This is a genomic window from Parapedobacter indicus, assembly GCF_900113765.1.
GTDB classification, from domain to species: domain Bacteria; phylum Bacteroidota; class Bacteroidia; order Sphingobacteriales; family Sphingobacteriaceae; genus Parapedobacter; species Parapedobacter indicus.
This window is the reverse complement of record NZ_FOQO01000004.1, coordinates 273487-292004: the sequence shown is the minus strand read 5'-3', so window position 1 is coordinate 292004 and position 18518 is coordinate 273487. Positions and strand designations below refer to the sequence as shown.

At 46.1% G+C, this 18518-nt stretch carries 14 protein-coding genes; 13 read left to right on the top strand and 1 reads right to left on the bottom strand.

The window, feature by feature from the left end:
* Positions 1 to 241: 241 nt before the first annotated feature.
* The 9 genes from BMZ56_RS10400 (at position 242) to BMZ56_RS10360 (ending at position 12995) form a co-directional block, all read left to right on the top strand.
* Positions 242 to 835 carry an RNA polymerase sigma factor gene (locus BMZ56_RS10400; RefSeq protein ID WP_177195119.1) on the top strand — a complete coding sequence of 198 codons (594 nt, stop codon included), beginning with the start codon at positions 242 to 244 and terminating at the stop codon, positions 833 to 835.
* 78 nt (positions 836 to 913) lie between these two features.
* Complete coding sequence (locus tag BMZ56_RS10395; RefSeq protein WP_090626517.1) at positions 914 to 2038, top strand: FecR family protein; 1125 nt, start codon at positions 914 to 916, stop codon at positions 2036 to 2038.
* A gap of 225 nt (positions 2039 to 2263) precedes the next feature.
* Positions 2264 to 5689, top strand: a complete 3426-nt coding sequence (locus BMZ56_RS10390) for a SusC/RagA family TonB-linked outer membrane protein (protein WP_218146539.1) — start codon at positions 2264 to 2266, stop codon at positions 5687 to 5689.
* Between the two features lie 11 nt (positions 5690 to 5700).
* Positions 5701 to 7434, top strand: a complete 1734-nt coding sequence (locus BMZ56_RS10385) for a RagB/SusD family nutrient uptake outer membrane protein (RefSeq protein ID WP_090626516.1) — start codon at positions 5701 to 5703, stop codon at positions 7432 to 7434.
* Positions 7435 to 7825: 391 nt separating this feature from the next.
* Positions 7826 to 8296 (top strand): alpha/beta fold hydrolase, encoded by a 471-nt coding sequence (locus BMZ56_RS10380; RefSeq protein WP_090626515.1) that lies wholly within the window; start codon positions 7826 to 7828, stop codon positions 8294 to 8296.
* 840 nt (positions 8297 to 9136) lie between these two features.
* The gene (locus BMZ56_RS10375) at positions 9137 to 11521 is read left to right on the top strand and encodes an ABC transporter permease (RefSeq protein WP_090626651.1); all 2385 of its coding nucleotides are present in this window, start codon (positions 9137 to 9139) and stop codon (positions 11519 to 11521) included.
* Between the two features lie 145 nt (positions 11522 to 11666).
* Positions 11667 to 11987: an ArsR/SmtB family transcription factor gene (locus BMZ56_RS10370; RefSeq protein ID WP_090626514.1), complete on the top strand. Its 321-nt coding sequence runs from the start codon at positions 11667 to 11669 to the stop codon at positions 11985 to 11987.
* Complete coding sequence (locus tag BMZ56_RS10365) at positions 11984 to 12490, top strand: SRPBCC family protein (protein ID WP_090626513.1); 507 nt, start codon at positions 11984 to 11986, stop codon at positions 12488 to 12490. Before BMZ56_RS10370 ends, BMZ56_RS10365 begins: the two co-directional genes overlap by 4 nt.
* 1 nt (position 12491) lies before the next feature.
* Positions 12492 to 12995, top strand: coding sequence for an SRPBCC family protein (locus BMZ56_RS10360; RefSeq protein WP_090626512.1), 504 nt, complete (start codon positions 12492 to 12494; stop codon positions 12993 to 12995).
* A 109-nt stretch (positions 12996 to 13104) separates the two neighbouring features.
* Here BMZ56_RS10360 and BMZ56_RS10355 read toward each other — a convergent pair whose 3' ends face one another.
* The gene (locus tag BMZ56_RS10355) at positions 13105 to 13863 is read right to left on the bottom strand and encodes a 3-keto-disaccharide hydrolase (RefSeq protein WP_090626650.1); all 759 of its coding nucleotides are present in this window, start codon (positions 13861 to 13863) and stop codon (positions 13105 to 13107) included.
* A 185-nt stretch (positions 13864 to 14048) separates the two neighbouring features.
* Between BMZ56_RS10355 and BMZ56_RS10350 the strand changes: the two genes are divergently transcribed.
* The 4 genes from BMZ56_RS10350 (at position 14049) to BMZ56_RS10335 (ending at position 18503) form a co-directional block, all read left to right on the top strand.
* On the top strand, positions 14049 to 15152 hold the full coding sequence (locus BMZ56_RS10350; RefSeq protein ID WP_090626511.1) for a PorP/SprF family type IX secretion system membrane protein: 1104 nt from the start codon (positions 14049 to 14051) through the stop codon (positions 15150 to 15152).
* A gap of 10 nt (positions 15153 to 15162) precedes the next feature.
* Positions 15163 to 17238 (top strand): hypothetical protein, encoded by a 2076-nt coding sequence (locus tag BMZ56_RS10345; RefSeq protein ID WP_090626510.1) that lies wholly within the window; start codon positions 15163 to 15165, stop codon positions 17236 to 17238.
* A gap of 11 nt (positions 17239 to 17249) precedes the next feature.
* Entirely contained in the window at positions 17250 to 17801 is a 552-nt protein-coding gene (locus tag BMZ56_RS10340; protein WP_143072904.1) for a T9SS type B sorting domain-containing protein, read from the top strand.
* A 96-nt stretch (positions 17802 to 17897) separates the two neighbouring features.
* Positions 17898 to 18503, top strand: a complete 606-nt coding sequence (locus BMZ56_RS10335) for a GNAT family N-acetyltransferase (protein WP_090626508.1) — start codon at positions 17898 to 17900, stop codon at positions 18501 to 18503.
* Positions 18504 to 18518: the final 15 nt, after the last annotated feature.

The window sequence follows — 18518 nt, the reverse complement described above, 5'->3', positions numbered from 1 at the left end:
TGATTAGCTGTTATAAAAGTACTATTATTTTGGGAAATTAATGCAAAATATCGGATTTGGAAGAATATTCGTTGACACATGCTGCCGAAAGCGGATTTTTATTGACGCATAACATTAGGCGCTCTTATTTGAATGTAGCACATAAGATGACCAAAGAATGAAAATCGTCAATTTTCCACTATGCGCATTCTTTCAAAAAAGGAAAGAATTCCTAAGTTTGCGTTTATTCGAGTCATATACAATGGAAGATTTCAGCCACTATACTGACCCAGAGCTCCTGCGATTGCTAGAAGGTGGAGATACCCGGGCAATGACAGAAATCTACGATCGGTATTGGCTGCTTTTGTACCGTCATGCATTGCGGATGCTTCATTCCGAAGAAGAAGCCGAAGACATACTTCAGGATACTTTTTCTACCTTATGGGGAAGGGTAGGTGACCTGAATCTCGTGGGTACCTTATCCGCATTCCTTTATGGCATGCTGCGGAATAAAGTACTCAACCGCTTGGCTTATCACAAAGTACGTGAAGATCATCTCCGTTCATTGGGCGCGTTTGAAGAGTCGGGAGAAGTGATGCCGGACCAACTATTGCGAGACAAGGAGTTAGCCCGCATCATCGAAGAAGAAATCAGCCGGTTGCCAGGTAAGATGCGTGCGATCTTTGAACTCCGCCATCGCGAAGAACTATCGTACAAGGAAATTGCCGAGCAACTAAAAGTAACGGAACACACTGTCAGAAAACAGGTAAGCAACGCACTTCATATTCTACGCAATCGTCTCAGACGCCTGGGGTTATCCTTTTCTACACTTCGATTTCTTGTTGCAATGATCTAAGAAAGTCCATTCAAGGCTATTTTTCAGCAAAGAAAAAAAAATCTTACACATTTTCTTCTTTCAGCTTACTTATAGTTAATGATGGAAGAAAAGGATCCTAATTTAGTACGAGGTATAAAGCTATTGCATAAATACCGAAAAGGTACAGCTACACCTGAAGAGCGTGCAGTGATCGAATCGTGGTATACAAAATATGCTAGTGAGTTGCCTAAAGTGATAGGTGAAGACGAATCCGGGGTACAAAAGCGGGTATGGGCACGGCTAAATAACCGGTCGAAAGTAAATTATCTCCGTAGATGGATTCCCTACGCGGCCGCCGCTGTTTTGACCGCAATCGTCGTGTATTTCCTTGTAGACGATAGGCAACAAACGTTGGATGCTACCGTTGCCATCGAAGAGATCCAACCCGGCGGCAACCGAGCCACTTTGACGTTTGCCGATGGGCGCAGCATAAAACTTGATGAAGGGATGAACGGTATCGTGGTAGGAGACGCTGTCACCTATCTGGATGGTCGTGAAGTCCTATCAGAAAGAAACACCGCCTCCGGTGATGCCAGCAATACAATGACAATTTCCACCCCTCGTGGTGGGCAGTATCGGGTCGTCCTTGATGATGGAACAGAAGTATGGCTTAATGCGGAGTCGACATTGCGCTACCCCGGCAAATTCACCGGCAAGTATCGTCAGGTTGAAGTTGAAGGAGAAGCATATTTTGCAGTAGCCAAAGATTCGGAGAAGCCATTCAGGCTCGTTACCCGGGGTCAATTAATCGAGGTAGTTGGTACTGAGTTTAACGTCTCGGCTTATGCAAACGACGCCGCTATCCAGACAACCCTGATAACGGGAAAAGTACGCGTCCAACCCGATGGTTATGATGCCGTAATCCTCCATCCGGGACAACAGTCAATTGTCGATTCGGCATCGGTTAGCATCGAAAAGGTAAACGTTGGACAATATTCTGCGTGGAAAGAAGGAAATTTCTATTTTAACGGAGATTCCCCAGAAGTTGCATTTGCGCAACTAAGTCGATGGTACGATATTGAGGTGGTTTATCGCAGTCAAGTTCCTAAGATCGCGTTTTATGGCGAAATTGAACGAGACAAGACCTTGGGCTCGTTATTGAAAATCCTGGATAAAGCAGGGCTTGAATTCCAGGTTGTCCATAAGGGAGGCAGAAATCAACTTATTATTGGACACGATTAACACATAACTCTTTATTAGCCTTTGTTACCAATTAAACGCAATAAAATAACCAATTAAACTAAAGAAAGAATGAAAACAGCACCCGGATAACCTATAAATATTTTTATGGATGCGAAGAATCCGGATGGCGCTACAACACCATCCGGGAAGTGTTTGGATAGCAAACACCTAATATCGCTAGAAGGATTTAACCAATTTATTTAACCATCCAAACAGGACAAATATATGACTTTTTCACAATGCGTGAAGGGGGATCTTCATCCCTTATTTTACCGATTCATTCTCATGATGAAATTGACGGTTTTTCTCAGTACCGTATTCGTATTGCAAGTTGTTGCCGAATCCAAGGCACAAAAAATTACCTTAAGCGCCCGCAATGTTGCGCTGCAAGAGGTAATGCATAAGCTGAAACGGCAGCAAGGTTTTTCGTTTTTCTTTTTAGGAGAGCACATTGCTGAAACGCGCGTCAATATTGACATTCGGAACGCGACGCTGGACGATGCGATGGAGGCCATTTTGGCCCGGAAAAATCTTGAATGGTACATCGAAGACAAGACAATTATCATCACGCGATCCGGCAGCACTTCCGGACCTAACCAACCGTCAGACCCTATTCCCGAAGAAATCCAACGACGTACCATTACCGGTCGGATTACCGATGAACAGGCCAACCCTTTGGAAGGGGTAACGGTTCGAGTAAAGGGAACAAACGTAGTCTCCACGACTGATGTCAATGGTATTTACGAAATTGACATCCCTGAAAATGGAATGGCATTAACTTATAGTGCCATTGGATTTGAAGCAGCCGAATCAGCTATTGGAAGCAGGACCGTCATCAACGTGTCATTGAAAGCGACGGTGAGTGATTTAGACGAGGTTGTCGTCGTCGGCTACGGTACGCAACGTCGGTCGGACATGACCGGCGCGGTTGTTTCCGTAAAATCAAAAGATATACAGAATCTCCCGGTCCGCAGCATTAATGAGGCGTTACAGGGGCGTGCAGCAGGCGTGCAGGTGACACGCAATGACGGCGCTCCGGGCTCGAATTCAGACATCGTAATAAGGGGCGTCGGATCCATCGGCGGAATGGCACCTCTATACATAGTAGACGGCGTACGAATGTCGGCAGGAAGCAATTTTAATTTACAGGACATCGCGTCCATTGAAATTTTAAAAGACGCCAGCGCAGCTTCTATATATGGAGCGCAGGCTGCGGGAGGTGTAGTGTTGATTACTACAAAGCGAGGGGATGTACACGACCGGATGGACATAAACTTTAGCGCAAACTACGGCGTACGCGAATCTTTAAATCTGTTCGAAATGCTCCGGACACCAGACTACTATATTGCAAAAACCAATTTCGGTGTGGCTACAAGCAATTGGGGAGACCCCGCATCGTTGCCAGATCATGACTGGGTCAACTCGCTGTACAAGAAAGGTGCAGAGCAAAGTTACTCGCTGTCACTTTCCGGCGCCACCACCAAGACAAATTACTACCTGTCCGCGAATTATCTCCAAGAGGACGGAACAATCATCGATAACTCATTTAAACGGTTCGGCCTCCGTTCCAATGCGGATTTCAATATAACGGATAATTTCAAGGTGGGCGAGACGTTATACGCTTGGGCAACCACTACTAATCCCACGGTTAGCACGACGTATCCGTTCCGATCGGCGCCAGTAGTTCCGTTGCGTGATGCTTCCAACCCCTATGGTGGATGGGGTAAGACCGGTGGCTTTTTCGGAGGTCCCAACCCGGTAGGTCAAGAATATTTGAATCACATACTGAATAAAACCTATGCCTTGGAGGGCAATGTGTATGCCGACTGGAACATTCTTCCCGGATTGAACTTCCGCTCCACGTTCGGTTTATCGATTTTCAGCATAAGCAACAGGCGGTTTAATGAGGCATATGACTACGGAATCTTAGTTAACCATGTAGCAGCGCTGATTCGCGACAACGATAATCAACGCAATTTGACCGCCAATTTCGTGCTAACCTATGATAAAGCGATCGGGCAGCACAGCTTCAAAGCGATGGCAGGTTATGAAGCCTACCGTTCCGATCTCACCTCGCTGCACGCTGAGGCGCAAGGGTTTCCCTATGTGACTTATAATTTTGCGTTATCAAACAATCCCAGTAGCTATGTAGCCAGTGGAGGGGAGTTTCCTCAAACCCGCTTGCTTTCCCAATTCGGACGTGTCAATTACGTATTTGCCGACAAGTATCTGGCATCGTTCAACATCCGTCGTGACGGATCTGATCGCTTTGGGCCCGCCAACCGGTTCGGTGTGTTTCCATCAGGGTCAATAGGATGGCGGGCGAGTGAAGAACAATTCATTAAAGACAATATCCCACACATCAGTAATCTGAAGTTCCGGGCCAGTTATGGAAAATTAGGCAGCACCAGTAATATCCCGCAATACACGTATCAAGTATCTTATGGGGGCGCGGGCGGCACGAATAGTATGGGGTTGGCAGATGGCTCGCGATTTAAAGGCTATGCGTTAACCGCACAACTTGCCAATCAACACATCCGATGGGAGACCGTGCTCCAAACCGATATCGGGCTGGACATAGGGCTACTCAAAAACTCCTTAAATTTTACGGTAGATTGGTACAGCCGGCAGACACAGGGAATGATATACCGTGTGCCTGTAGCCCAATCCGCAGGTTTCGGGAATACCTCCGTGTTTACCAATATCGGGCAGATGAGCAACAAAGGTGTAGAACTCGCTGTGGATTATCAAGGTAAAGCGGGAGAGGTCAGCTACGCCGTTGCCGCAAATGCATCGTTCAACCGGAATCTGGTGAAGCAGCTTGACGGCACAAACAATAACCCTATCAGTGACGGCTCCGCTAGCGCAGACCTTGATGGAAACGCCGGACGTACCGAAGTGGGCTATCCCATGAGCCAATTTTACGGCTATCAGGTCGAAGGTGTTTTTCAGAACAACGAAGAAGTCACTTCGCTTAATGAGCAAGCCCGGCAGGCCACCGGAAACCAAAGTCTTTTCTACCAAAATGCTGGCACGGCGGCTGGCGACCTCAGGTACAAGGATATCAACGGAGATGGGCGAATCACGACGGCTGATAAGACATTTATCGGCAATCCATGGCCGAAGATGATCTACGGAGTTACGCTAAATCTAGGCTGGCGCGGCTTGGAACTGGTTGCACTATTACAGGGTGTGGCAGGCGTAGACGTTTATAACGGAAATAAGCACGTTACGGAATACATGTATGGAGATTATAATACGACCAAGGATATCTTCAATGCCTCGTTTTTCAATGGAAATGGTCTTACGGATCAGCCAAGGGTGGGAGTGACGAATGAAAACGGTTCGTTTTCGCGCGATCCCAACTCGAATTACGGTCGGGTCTCCAGTTATTTTGTGGAAGATGGATCGTTTCTAAAACTTCGGAATCTGGAGGTTGGCTATACATTCAATGACGCACTCACGAAGGCGTTGCGGATTTCCAATCTGAAAATATACGTGCAGGCACAGAACCTTTTTACGCTGACAAACTATAGCGGGCTTGACCCTGAGGTGCTTGGAAGGAATGGGACAACTGCCCGGGGAATTGATGCAATTAATTCGTATCCGCGCACCCGTCTGTTCTCGGCCGGCGTGAATTTGAACTTCTAAAAAGATAAAACATGAAATTACCAAAATACATATTGATTTTTTTGTCCGCATTCGTTTGTTCTTGTAGTCCTGATTTCGTCGAAATAGACAATGCGACAGCCATTTCAACCGCAAATTATCCGAACACGGTAGACGACCTGGAGCAGCTGTTAGCCGGCGTATATGCCACGCAGCACGCGGGAGGGATTTTTGGACGAGCAATCGGGCCCTACAGTACCTATGTGCTGGATCATACCTGCGATTTAAGTTGGCAAGGGTCGCCGAACTGGATTCAGATGGGACAGAACAATACGCTGCCTAACGATGCATTTCTGAGGCAGATATGGCCTGATTTGTGGCGTGGAGTGCAACGTGCCAACACCCTACTTGCCGGAGTAACTCGTGTCCGAGAGAATGCCAGTGAGGTCGCGTTAGCCGAAATCGACCTCATCCGTGGGCAGGCGTTTTTTTTACGTGCTTGGTATTATTTTTACCTCACTGCTTTCTGGGCGGAGACATTTATTGTAGATGGAGTAGGCGGAGAAAAGATGGGTATGCCAATAGTCACGGAAGCAGCAAATAGTCTCAGTGAAACTCAAATATCGCGGGCAACGGTAAAGGAAACGTGGGATTTCATTATCAGTGATCTGGTGACTGCAGCGGAACTGCTTGACGGTAAATCATGGACATCGCTGCCCGATAAACACAAGGCGGATGAGTGGTCGGCGAAAGGTTTCTTAGCTAAGGTATACGTTTTTGTACAGGATTGGGAGTCTGCAAAAGTACTGTTGAACGAGGTAATTTCCCAAAGTAACAAGGCGTTGGTGCCGTTCGACGTATATAGCACGATGTTTAATGGCGAGCATGAATTCAATTCTGAATCGTTGTATGAATTGAACCTCAATGTGGATATAACTTATCCTGGTGCCGATGACCGTTCGATGGGATCCCATATCGGGACGATGATTTCACCGTCCTATGTGAGCCCGACAACTGGGACGGCAAGTGCATCTGCTTGGTGCAACGTCTTCCCGCACGCAAAAAATATCACCCGCTTTGGTTTTGATCTCGGACACTATTTCCCTCCGGGGACGACAGTCGCTAATGTTTCAAATGTAGATCCTCACTATGTTGCCGCCTCAAAGAAAGCGAAGTCGGACAAGACAGTGGACCCACGGCTTTGGGTGGCTTGTTTACAGCCTTATGTTGATTCCATGGTGGTTAACGGCACAAAATATCCCATCTCTCACTATCTTGATATTAATGAAATTAATATGGAGGCATGGAGTTTCCGGAAATACATCAATCTAAATGGTACTGAGCTGGAAATAAATAGGGCAAATGGCAGCAACATCCTGTGGCTGAGACTCGCCGATATTTACTTGCTTTATGCGGAAACACTCATTCGTACAGGAAATAACGCCGATGCTTTGGAATATATCAATAAGGTAAAACGACGTGCATATGGCTTTGCGGTTGATGAGCCTTCGCCGTTCGATTACAAAAGCCTGACTGACCGCACGATGGCATCGGATCCTGTCTTACGGAATGATCCGTTGAAGTACGAAAGATGGGCGGAGTTTTTCGGTGAGTTTAACTGGTGGTTCGATGTATGTCGCTGGAAGATAGGGGCGAGCGAGGCGGCTTACTATGAAAAGATTCGCGGGGGTGCTATCGAATGGGCCGATGATTCGGATTATGCACAACCGATTCCTATCGATGAGCTGAATGCCAATCCGAGTATGGTACAAAATCCAGGGTATTGAAACTGGGATTAGCGTATCGGGTCCTGGAGGTGTTTGGCCTCCGGGATCCTCATGTATCCATTAATTTACTAGGCTCAAAAAGATAAACCCTTGGTACCTATAATGCAGGAAATTGGAAAATTAGGCTAGCGGCAGATATTTTTTATCTGCGTTGGTATTTGCTCAATTTTATTGGTACTTCCCATTAGAGGGGCACGGTACTCCCAATCCTGAAGAGCCAATCTTTGTGGCTATTGGAAATTGCATACGAAACCGTCGAATGACATGACATCTTCATCATTAGGCTATAAAAATTGTCTCTCAATGGAAAAGGGCAGTCATCATGTAATAAATACCCTATTGGGCGAACTAATAGACAGACTAACGACGAACTCAAGAGGATGAAGAAAAAATGGACATTGCCGACAGCGGTGTACAGGTGTACTTGATCCAGATGCCGGGGCGAATGGCAATGTATGGCTATAATAAGCTGATAAAATTAAACCTATTGACCGATACAACTAAGAAATATATTCTTGCAGGGCATTCGCAGGGAGCAAAGATGGCCGCTCGGTTCGTTTACGAACATCCCGATCTGATCGATAAGTTGGTGCTGATCGGCACCACCCATCCGCGCGACATTTCACTGGCTGGCCGTACTTTACCTGTCCTGAAGATCTACGGATCTCATGACGGAGTGGCCAATGAGGCGAATATCTTAGCGAATAGGGGTAAGCTGCCTACCACTACTGAATTCGTTCGGATAGAAGGAGGTAATCACGCCCAATTTGGCTATTACGGCTTTCAGTTAGGCGATAACAGCGCTACCATCAGTCGGGAGCGACAACAGGGTGAAACGTTAAAGTACCTACTTGGATTTTAACAATTGAGCGGTTATCGCATGCGATCTATCGGCTCGATGTGGACGTTAAGGCTCTTATAGCCTGCGGCTTCAACTGTGCCATCCTATCAGTAATTTTCCGATAGCCTCATTTTCAAAGCAAAATTAACTGACGGGTTCCTTCGGTCAGGGTAAACCACATGCTTTCATTTCAGGTTAATATATCAGGTTTCTTGGATTTCAAAATCGGATTATTAAAATGCTGTAATACAAATATATATCAATAGTTATTTAAGTGTGTAATTTTTACACTAAGCATACAAATGATGTAGTAATAAAGCGTATATTTGCATCAGTTATTAGATACTATATATTAACTTCATTTTAACTTTAACATGATCGACGAGATTTTAGAACAAAGCGCACAAAAAAAACAACCTACCATTTCAAACACAATTTTATCAGTTAGAAGCAAATCTACTTTTATCCCATCTCGTTTCTCAGTCAGAAGACTTAGAAAACATCCCGGAATACAAGCTAACCGAAATCCCATTGTCATTGGCTGACGTTAAATCCATTTTTGATTAGAGGGGCTGGCACAGCGGTAATCCATTGTGGCAGCCCTTATTAAATCTGCTATCCCAATCTAAGACCTTTTATTCTTGTTTTAATTTGTCCTTATACAAATCCCGGAACTTTTCCAGTTTTGGGTTAATAATGGTAAGCCTTAACGCCATGTCCTGTCCGTATTCGGACACCTATTGTCCGGTTACGAACACTAATAAAAATCTAAATCGTTGATTTCTTATTTCTAACATGCTTTTTTACGATGGCAGATTTGTTGATGCTTACAAAGGGCATTCAGCCACTAAGCACGAAGGGATGTTAAAGAACTATTTCAAAATCGCCTGGCGCAACCTGGCTAAGAGCAAGGGTTACAGCGCCATCAATATCGGGGGCCTTGCCGTGGGCATGGCTGTGGCCATGCTGATCGGCCTATGGGTATACGATGAGCTCACATTTGATAGATACCATAAAAACTACGACCACATCGCTCAGGTAATGCAGCATGTCAACTTTAACGGCCGACTCCAAAGCCAAACTTCCAATCCGGGATTGATGGGACCCGAGCTGCGGACGAAGTACGGGAGCGATTTCAAATACGTAGTGCAAGCATCTTGGCCGGGTGGCCATATGCTGTCAGTCGGTGATAAGCATTTCTTCAAAGAGGGGATATTTTTCGAAGCAGATGCCCCCGAAATGCTTACGCTCGATATGCTGAAAGGAACACGCGATGGATTGAAAGATCCGTATTCCATCCTGTTGTCGGCCTCCACTGCGGAAGCCCTGTTTGGCGATGAAGATCCCATGCATAAGACCATCACATTCGACAGGAATTATCAGGTAAAGGTGACGGGCGTCTATGAAGACCTGCCAAACAATGCCTCATTCAGGAATTTGAAACTCATCGCACCCTGGGAGCTTTGGCTCATCCAGAATCCCTGGGCCAAAGAAATGCAAAACCCCTGGGGAAGTAATTTTTCCCAAACCTTCGTGCAAATCGCCGATCGTGCGGATTTCGAAACTGTTTCCGCTAAAATCAAAGACACGAAACTAAACAACGTTAGCGAAGGTGAGAAAAGATACCAATGGCAGGTTTTCCTGCACCCCATGAGTAAGTGGAATCTCTACAGCGAATTTAAGAATGGGCAAAACACGGGTGGGAATATCCGCTATGTCTGGTTGTTTGGTATTATAGGCCTATTCGTGTTGCTACTGGCCTGCATCAATTTCATGAACCTGGCCACCGCCCGGAGTGAAAAGCGGGCCAAGGAAGTGGGCATTCACAAAACGGTAGGCTCCCATCGTTGGCAATTGATCAGCAGGTTCTTTGCCGAATCTTATTTAATTGTATTGCTAGCCTTTATATTTTCGCTGCTATTGGTCATCGGGCTATTACCCTTATTTAATGAAGTGGCAGGTAAAAAAATAGGTATTCCGTGGCAAAATCCCTTATTCTGGACGCTCAATCTCGTCTTTATTTTCATTACAGGGTTGCTGGCCGGAAGCTATCCGGCTCTTTATCTGTCCGCTTTCAAACCGTTGAAAGTATTGAAAGGAACCTTTCGTGTAGGCCGGTTTGCGAGTGTTCCGCGTCAAGTCTTGGTGGTTCTGCAATTCACCGTTTCCGTCATGCTGATTATCGGAACGATCATTGTCTACCAGCAGATCCAGCACGCAAAAAACCGGCCGGTAGGCTATACTAAACAAGGGTTGGTAAACCTCAATCTCCAGGATGAAATCAAAGATCATTTTGAGGTGATCAGAACCGAACTGAAAAACGCAGGTGCTGTTGAGGAATTGGCAGCATGCGTGAGTCCGTTGACCAGCGTATGGAATACCAACGGGGGATTCGAATGGGAAGGCAAAGACCCCAGCCTGGGCGTAGATTTTCCGACTAACGCCGTGTCCTATGATTTCGGTAAGACTGTACAATGGGAGATCAAAGCGGGCCGGGATTTTTCAAAGGAGTTTGCTACAGATTCCGCCGCGTTTATCATCAATGAATCGGCTGCTAAGTTTATCGGCTTTGAAGAGCCTGTGGGCAAAACGTTGATATGGGAAGGCGAGCCTTTCACCATTATCGCTGTGGTGAAAGACATCTTACAAGAGTCGCCTTTCTTCCCTGTGCGCCCCACACTGTACCGCATAGCGCCCATGAGTGATATGGCAAACCTGGTTTTAAAATTGAATCCAAAGCAAAGCACAGCCCAATCCATCGGCATAATCGAAAAAACTTGGAAAAAGTACATTTCCGATGTGCCGTTTGATTACACTTTTATCGACGAGGCTTTTGGCGATAAATTCATGGCCGAAGAACGTATCGGTAAACTGGCTTCTTATTTCGCTGTACTCGCTGTCTTTATTTCCTGTCTGGGGCTATTCGGTATGGCGAGTTTCGTGGCTGAGCAACGTACCAAGGAAATTGGTATCCGTAAAGTGCTTGGGGCCAGTGTGGCCAACCTGTGGCGGCTGTTATCAAAAGAATTTATGCTATTGGTGACGATTTCCTGCATCATCGCTATACCGATCGCCTGGTATTATCTTACCCTATGGCTTGCAAATTACGATTACCGAATTGCCATCAGCTGGGTGGTTTTTGTACTGGCAGCTGTACTGGCACTTTTGATCACCATCGTGACGGTCAGCTTCCAAGCCATCAAAGCGGCGTTGGCCAATCCGGTAGACAGTCTGCGGGACGAATAGAAGCAAGTTCGTATCCGGATGAAGGTATCGCACGTCTCAAGGTGTGATACGTTTGATGCCAAAAAAAAAGCGATAAAAATTTGTGAAACCGAAAGGTTGCACGTATATTTGCAACTGATTGGTTTCGTAAATAAAGGCAACAAACATGAGACGAGATGTTTTTCAGGCAATTGCAGACCCAACAAGGCGAGGAATTATCGCCTTAATTGCATTACAGGCAATGACACCAAACGCCATTGCCGAACACTTTGATACAACCCGACAAGCGGTATCTAAACATCTACGTATTTTGACCGAATGTGAACTGATAAGACAGGAACACAAAGGCAGAGAAATCTATTACCAACTTGAAATTGACAAAATGAAAGAAATAGATAGCTGGTTAGATCAATTCCGCAAAATCTGGGAAACGAGATTTAATCAATTAGACGACTTATTATCAACGATTAAAAAACAGAAGTCATGAATAATAATCTCTTGTTTGATTTTTCCGTAGATAAGGAAAATAAAGCCATTCACATAAAACGTGAATTTGATGCCAGCCTTGGAATGGTTTGGCAAGCTTGGACAACGGCCGAACTGCTTGACCAATGGTGTGCTCCAAACCCGTACAGGACAGAAACAAAAACGATGGATTTTCACGAAGGTGGCTTTTGGCATTATGCAATCGTAAGCCCTGAAGGGGGAAAGCATTGGAGCCGGTATGACTACAAAAAAATTGAACCTCAAAAAAGCATTATAGAATTGAGGGCATTCAGTGATGAAAACGGAAGCGTTAGTCCGGATTTTGCGTGTACCGAATGTACTTTAATTTTCAGCGAAGCAGATGGCAAAACACTCGTAACGATTACAGAGAAATACAGGAGCCCTGAAATGTTCGGAAAAATGGCTACAGATAGTCACAAAAAGGGCTTTTCATCACATCTCAGAAATTTAGACAAATTTTTATTAACCCTAAAAAATAAATAAAATGAACCCGACATTGTTATTTGACTTCACCGTCAACAAAGAAAACAAAACCATTCACATCACACGTGAATTCGACGCAAACCTTGAATTGGTTTGGGACGCCTGGACAAACCCCGAACTGTTGGACCAATGGTGGGGGCCGCAGCCTTGGAGAGCCGAAACGAAAGCAATGGACTTTCGGGAAGGTGGCTTTTGGCTCTACGCAATGGTCAGTCCCGAAGGGGAAAAACATTGGAGCAAATCCAACTTTCTTTCTATTGTAAAAGAAAAATCATTTGCCTCAAAAGGCGGATTCAGTGACGAAAACGGAACGATAAATCCGGCGTTTCCGCAAAACGTATGGGAGAATACCTTTACCCTCAAAGAAAATAAAGTACGGGTAGATATGCTGCTGACCTACGATACGCTTGCTGACCTCGAAAAAGAGATAGCGATGGGCTTTAAGGAAGGCATGATCATTGATTTTAAGCAGCTGGACGAATTGCTGTCGACGCTAAAAAAGTAAAAACCTTGTCTTATGGCGAGTTGAAAGAACGGCATATTTTACCTGAAAATTATATAGCAAGCAAACATATTACAGTCCAAACAAATAGAAAAATTCCTTGGTTACGCAATTATAATTTTTTAATCTTAATGTTACGGAACCAGATCGGGCTCGCATGATCCTGCAGGGCAATGTATCCACTTTTGAATTTACCATAATCTGGACTACTTTTCCACTTGTCCGAGTTCTTCTTTTCGTACCACGCTTCATCCCAGGGAACAAAAGATAAAATCAGCTTTCCATTCAGCCAGTGCTCCACGCGTTCCGGAGTAAAAACAATTTTGGAGCTGTTCCATTCGCCTGCCGGATGTAACGTCTTGTTGGGATCGGGAGGATGCATGGCGTAATCGGCACCGGTTTGCTGCAAGGGTTTCAGCTCTTCCGGTTTTTCCGTATAACCCAAACTGGTATTGTAAGCGGTAAGGTCATGTATACGGGCATAGTTTTCATCATCAATGAGCTGGTATTCAGGTGCCACGCCAGATGGAGCCCGATATCCTTCCTTTACATGGTAAAAAATGCCGCTGTTTCCTCCTTCGGGAAGTTTCCATTCCAGGTATAGTTCAAAATTATCGAACTCTTGAGCACCATAAAGGATGTCTTTTCCTCCTTTGTAATCCTGTTCCAAGCCAAGTTCGGTATCAAACGTCAGTGTGCTGTCTTTGATAGTCCACCCCGGTGGTAGCACCTCTGCATTATACCCGCGCCAGCCCTCGGTGCTGGTGCCATCAAAAAGATCAATCCATCCGGAATCCGAATCGGGTTTCTGCGCGTGGGTAGTAAAGGAAAAAGCGAGGGTAATAATCATCAACAAAGCACGCTGTTTCATCAAGGATATTGGTTTATTCTTCATTTTATACCTAGTTCTGTTCTGTATAGCGTAAAGATGGGTATTACAACTAATTAAAACAATTAGATTATAAAAAAACTTTCCCATTTGAATGAGGCTGACGAAATCCCTACTATTCCATCTATCTGCTTTTGCGATGTAAACAGCTTGCAAATCTCAAATCGATGTTTTATCTTGCACCTCATAACGACTTTTATAAACTAAAAGACCTAATAGAAAAGGAGCATAAAGATTCTTACAGATTAACCGCTCGGGGAAACGATATGTACGCGAGATCAACCGGTATGTTCTTCCTTTTTCTTAGTATGGCATCCATACTTTGTGCACAGCAACGCCCACAATATACACAGTACATCTTCAATGGATTTTTGATGAATCCTGCCGTGGCAGGCATCGAACGCTATGTTGATGTAAAGCTAGGAGGACGGAGTCAATGGCACGGTCTGGAGGGAGCTCCGCAGACGGCATACCTGTCCGCACATCTGCCTATCGGCGCCCGGCATATTCAGGATGGTGTCACCTCCTTTGGGGAAGGAGGATACAATCCGTACAGCCGCGGGTACAGCCACAGGTACCGTGCTTCAGAACCACACCATGGTGCAGGTATTATTCTGCAGCATGACCGTGCGGCACAGTTTGTCCGTACCGATGCACTGGTAGCTTATGCCTACCACTTGCGTATAACCGAGACGATGAATCTTTCGGCCGGTGTAAATGCGGGCTTCTCGCAAGTACGGTTGGATATGGCCGGTATCAGTACACCGAACGACCCCGTGCTAGCCGGTTATGCTGACAGTCGCATAGCTCCGGAGCTGGGGTTAGGGCTCTGGCTGTATGGTGCACGCTTTTTTGCAGGCGTTTCCGCACAGCAGTTGCTCGGTAACCCATTGGCATTTTCGGACAACGCCCAGCGCCTTGGTGGGTATCAGCAATTTTTTCTTACGGCCGGGTACAAACTACACCTGGGTAGTGATATGGCAGTTGTGCCCTCGGTGTTGTTCAAACAACTAGCACGGATGCCGTTTGTGGGCGACTATAATGTAAAGTTGGCTTTTCGCGATCGCCTTTGGGTGGGCGGCGGCTACCGCAACCACGAGTCCTTTTCAGTGATGGCCGGTGTCAATATCAGTGCGTTGTTGAACCTCAGTTATTCCTACGATTTCAGTACCGGACCGGTGCGCACATTGGCCTACGGCAGCCACGAAGTGGTGCTGGGTTTCCTGCTCAACAATCGGTATAAGGTATATTGCCCGCAGGTGATGTTTTAGGCAAAAAAGGATGAAGCAGCTTTCTATCATATGGCTTATACTTCCCCTCGTATTCGGGTGTCATCCCGTGGTCGCGCAACTTAGCCTGCACATTGACGAGCATTTCTTTGCGGGTAAGGAAATCCGGAAAGTAGAGACTACCAACGATGGCTGGGTCTGGGTGCTTGGTGAAGGTAATTTCCTTGCACGGATATCGCCAAATAATGTGGTGGAGGATTTCACCGCGCAATTTGCCACCTATTCAACAAAATCGTTTACCGATATCAGCTCACATATGGCCGATACATTGTTGCTGGGCACAAAAGGCGATTACGCCTACCTGTTTGCCAATGGAGATATTAGGCAGATAGGACCTAATCAAGGATTATCGGAATCCATAATCACCTCAGTAGTTATCAAAAAACAATATTATCATCAATATAATTATATTTCCGATTACAATGATGTAGGAAAAATTTCATTGGTTACCAATCTATACGTCTATCGATCAATGGACTTCGAATATTTTAACAAGCATCCGTCCGAGTCATTTCTATATAATAAGAAAGTGTCATTTCATCAGAATGACAGGAAGGGATTTGCTCTTTCCATTTTCTACGGAGATGGTGTAGGTGGCGGGGCTTGTTATGGCGCCGATGTGAGTAACATTGATTTGGTAGCCGGTCATCAAGGGGGATCCTTGCTATGGAATACACCCATTGATGTCTTTGCGCACACGCCCGATTCCATACGCGCGGTTTACACTTCTTCACGCGTGAAGGATATGTTTGATTATAATTTCGTTAAATATTGGGCAGGAAGAACAGGATTGAATTACCTAGCTAATGCACCAAATTGTCACCAACCGTCGGAGCCAATTCATTTTTTCGATGACAAAGAAGTCTCAAGCATCGGCGAATTACATTTGCTTGGCGCGGCAACTGAAGATTATTTGACCTATATACTCGTGGGTACTTCAACAGGATTATTTGTATCCAACGAAAGCCAAAAGCAGTATTTCAGCACAGCGTATAGCCGAGCAACTGTGTTAGGCGAGGTCGCCATCAATGATATGGAATCGATGAGCGATGGTGTGCCGGTTGAAATAAATGGCTGGTCTGTCTATTATCCATTTTCATTTTGCGAACAGCGCATGTACGTTGCAACAGCCGATGGCCTATTCAAATTGGATTATTCGATTGCCCCCGCATCGTACGAACAGTTGGGTAACACCCTATATTATAACGACAATTACTTAGATAGTGACACTTTGATAACCTGCGGCGGCGATGATCATCTGCTCAGGCTTCCCTTTTCGATAGGTGTAAATAATTCCATCCAATGGCAGCGTAACGGACAAGATATTATCGGCGCTGATAGCAATGCTGTTTACTTTTCCGAATCCGGCACATATCGCGCCGTCATGTGGTTTGGCTGCGAAAACATCGAAATCTATTCTAAAGAAGTCACGGTTGAAATGACAGACGCACCGAAGTTTACGTTCGACTATCCGGATACGGTGCATATTTGCGAAGGTGATACGTTTCCGATGGAAGTAAAAAACGCTCAGTCAAACTACTCCTATCAATGGTTTCAAAACGGAGAGGCATTGACAGGCGAAACCAGCCCCGCTTTTTCTGCAACGGAGGCCGGAACGTATGCCGTAGGAGTCAGCGCATGCGGCGACAACTTTGTTTTCTCAGACTCGGTAACGGTCCGTTTGCACCATTTGGAAAAGCCGATTTCGTCCGATAGAGACATTCTCATGTGCGAAGGGGAGCCGGGGACGATTACGGTAACCGGCTATGCCCCGGAGACGATCAAGCGCTGGTATCGGGATGGGGTACTTTTACCCCGTGAGTCTGATCCGATATTAGTAGTGAGCCAGCCCGGAGCATACACCGTTGAAATCGCGATCGGCTCCTGCTCGGTCATGTCCGACGAATTGACCGTCCGCTTCGTGGCCTTGCCGATGCGCAAATCCAGGCGGCCAACGACGAGCCATTATGCTATGGAACATCAACAACCCTCACGGCTGATCATGAGGCCAACGAAACCTACACCTACCAGTGGTCAACAGGGGAGACCACCCGAAGCATCCTGGTAAGCAATCCCGGTGTGTACACGCTTGTGTTGACGAACGCAGCAGGTTGTTCTGATACCGCGGCCTTCGAACTGCATGTTTACGATCCCATATCGGTACCACAGATAAGAGATACCGTTCTCTGTGGTGCCGCGAACGAAGTAATCCGTCTGGAAGCGCCAGCCGGTTATTTGGCTTATCGTTGGAATGGAGGAGCCAGTAGCGGTCGTTATTTTGACGTTTCTGCCCCAGGTATGTATTCACTGGAAGTGCAGGACGAGAAGGGCTGCATAGCCACGACGACATTTGAGGTAAAGCCTTACTGCAAGGATATCCTCATTCCAAATACTTTTTCCCCCAACGGGGATGGTTTCAACGACACGTGGATAATCGGTGGTTTGGAAGACATGGCCGCCGTGGTAACGGTTTTTGATCGTAATGGACAGCTTATATTCCAGTCTCACGGCTATAGCGTCCCTTGGGACGGTCTATACAAAGGCAGGTTAGTACCGGTTGGGGCCTATTATTATCACATCACCACTTCAGTGGGCAAAGATTTTAAAGGCGCGCTAAACGTGCTGTATTAACACCGGCGCCAGGTACGCGGGTCATGTCCAGAATACCCCGCCAGAAAGTCCAGTAGACACCCCTTCAAAGTACGGAATAGCCTCTATTTTTGTTAAATGAATGGACGACGGGACACAATTATAAAAATCGCTCAAACCTCGGATGAACGTGGAGCCATCGATGCATTAACATTGGCATTCAGTACTGATCCAATGGTCCGCTGGTCTCTACCGGACCCAGTAGTCTATTTGGCAACCTTTCCTTCGATCGCGAAGGCTTTCGGCGGAAGCGCATTCCAGGGCGGGACAGCCTATATTGCCTCTGGTTTCGCAGGCGCTGCTCTGTGGTTGCCGCCCGGTGCCGGATCTGATGAGGAATCGCTGAAGAGGCTGTTTGATGAAAACGTCGGTGACGATGTAAAGGAAAATTTGCCGGCAATTTTTGAGCAAATGGAAAAATTTCACCCTACCGAACCGCATTGGTATTTGCCAATGATAGGTGTCGACCCAGCATATCAAGGTACGGGTGTAGGCTCAGCATTGATGGCTGAGGCGCTCAAAGCCGTTGACCAGGACGGATTAATTGCGTATCTTGAATCTTCAAACCCCAGGAATATTTCATTATACGAGCGTCACGGATTCGAGGTAATTGGCGAGATTCAATCCGGCTGTTCGCCTGTTGTACATCCGATGCTACGGAAGGCTCGACGAATTATCAGATGATCTGTTCAAACTCGG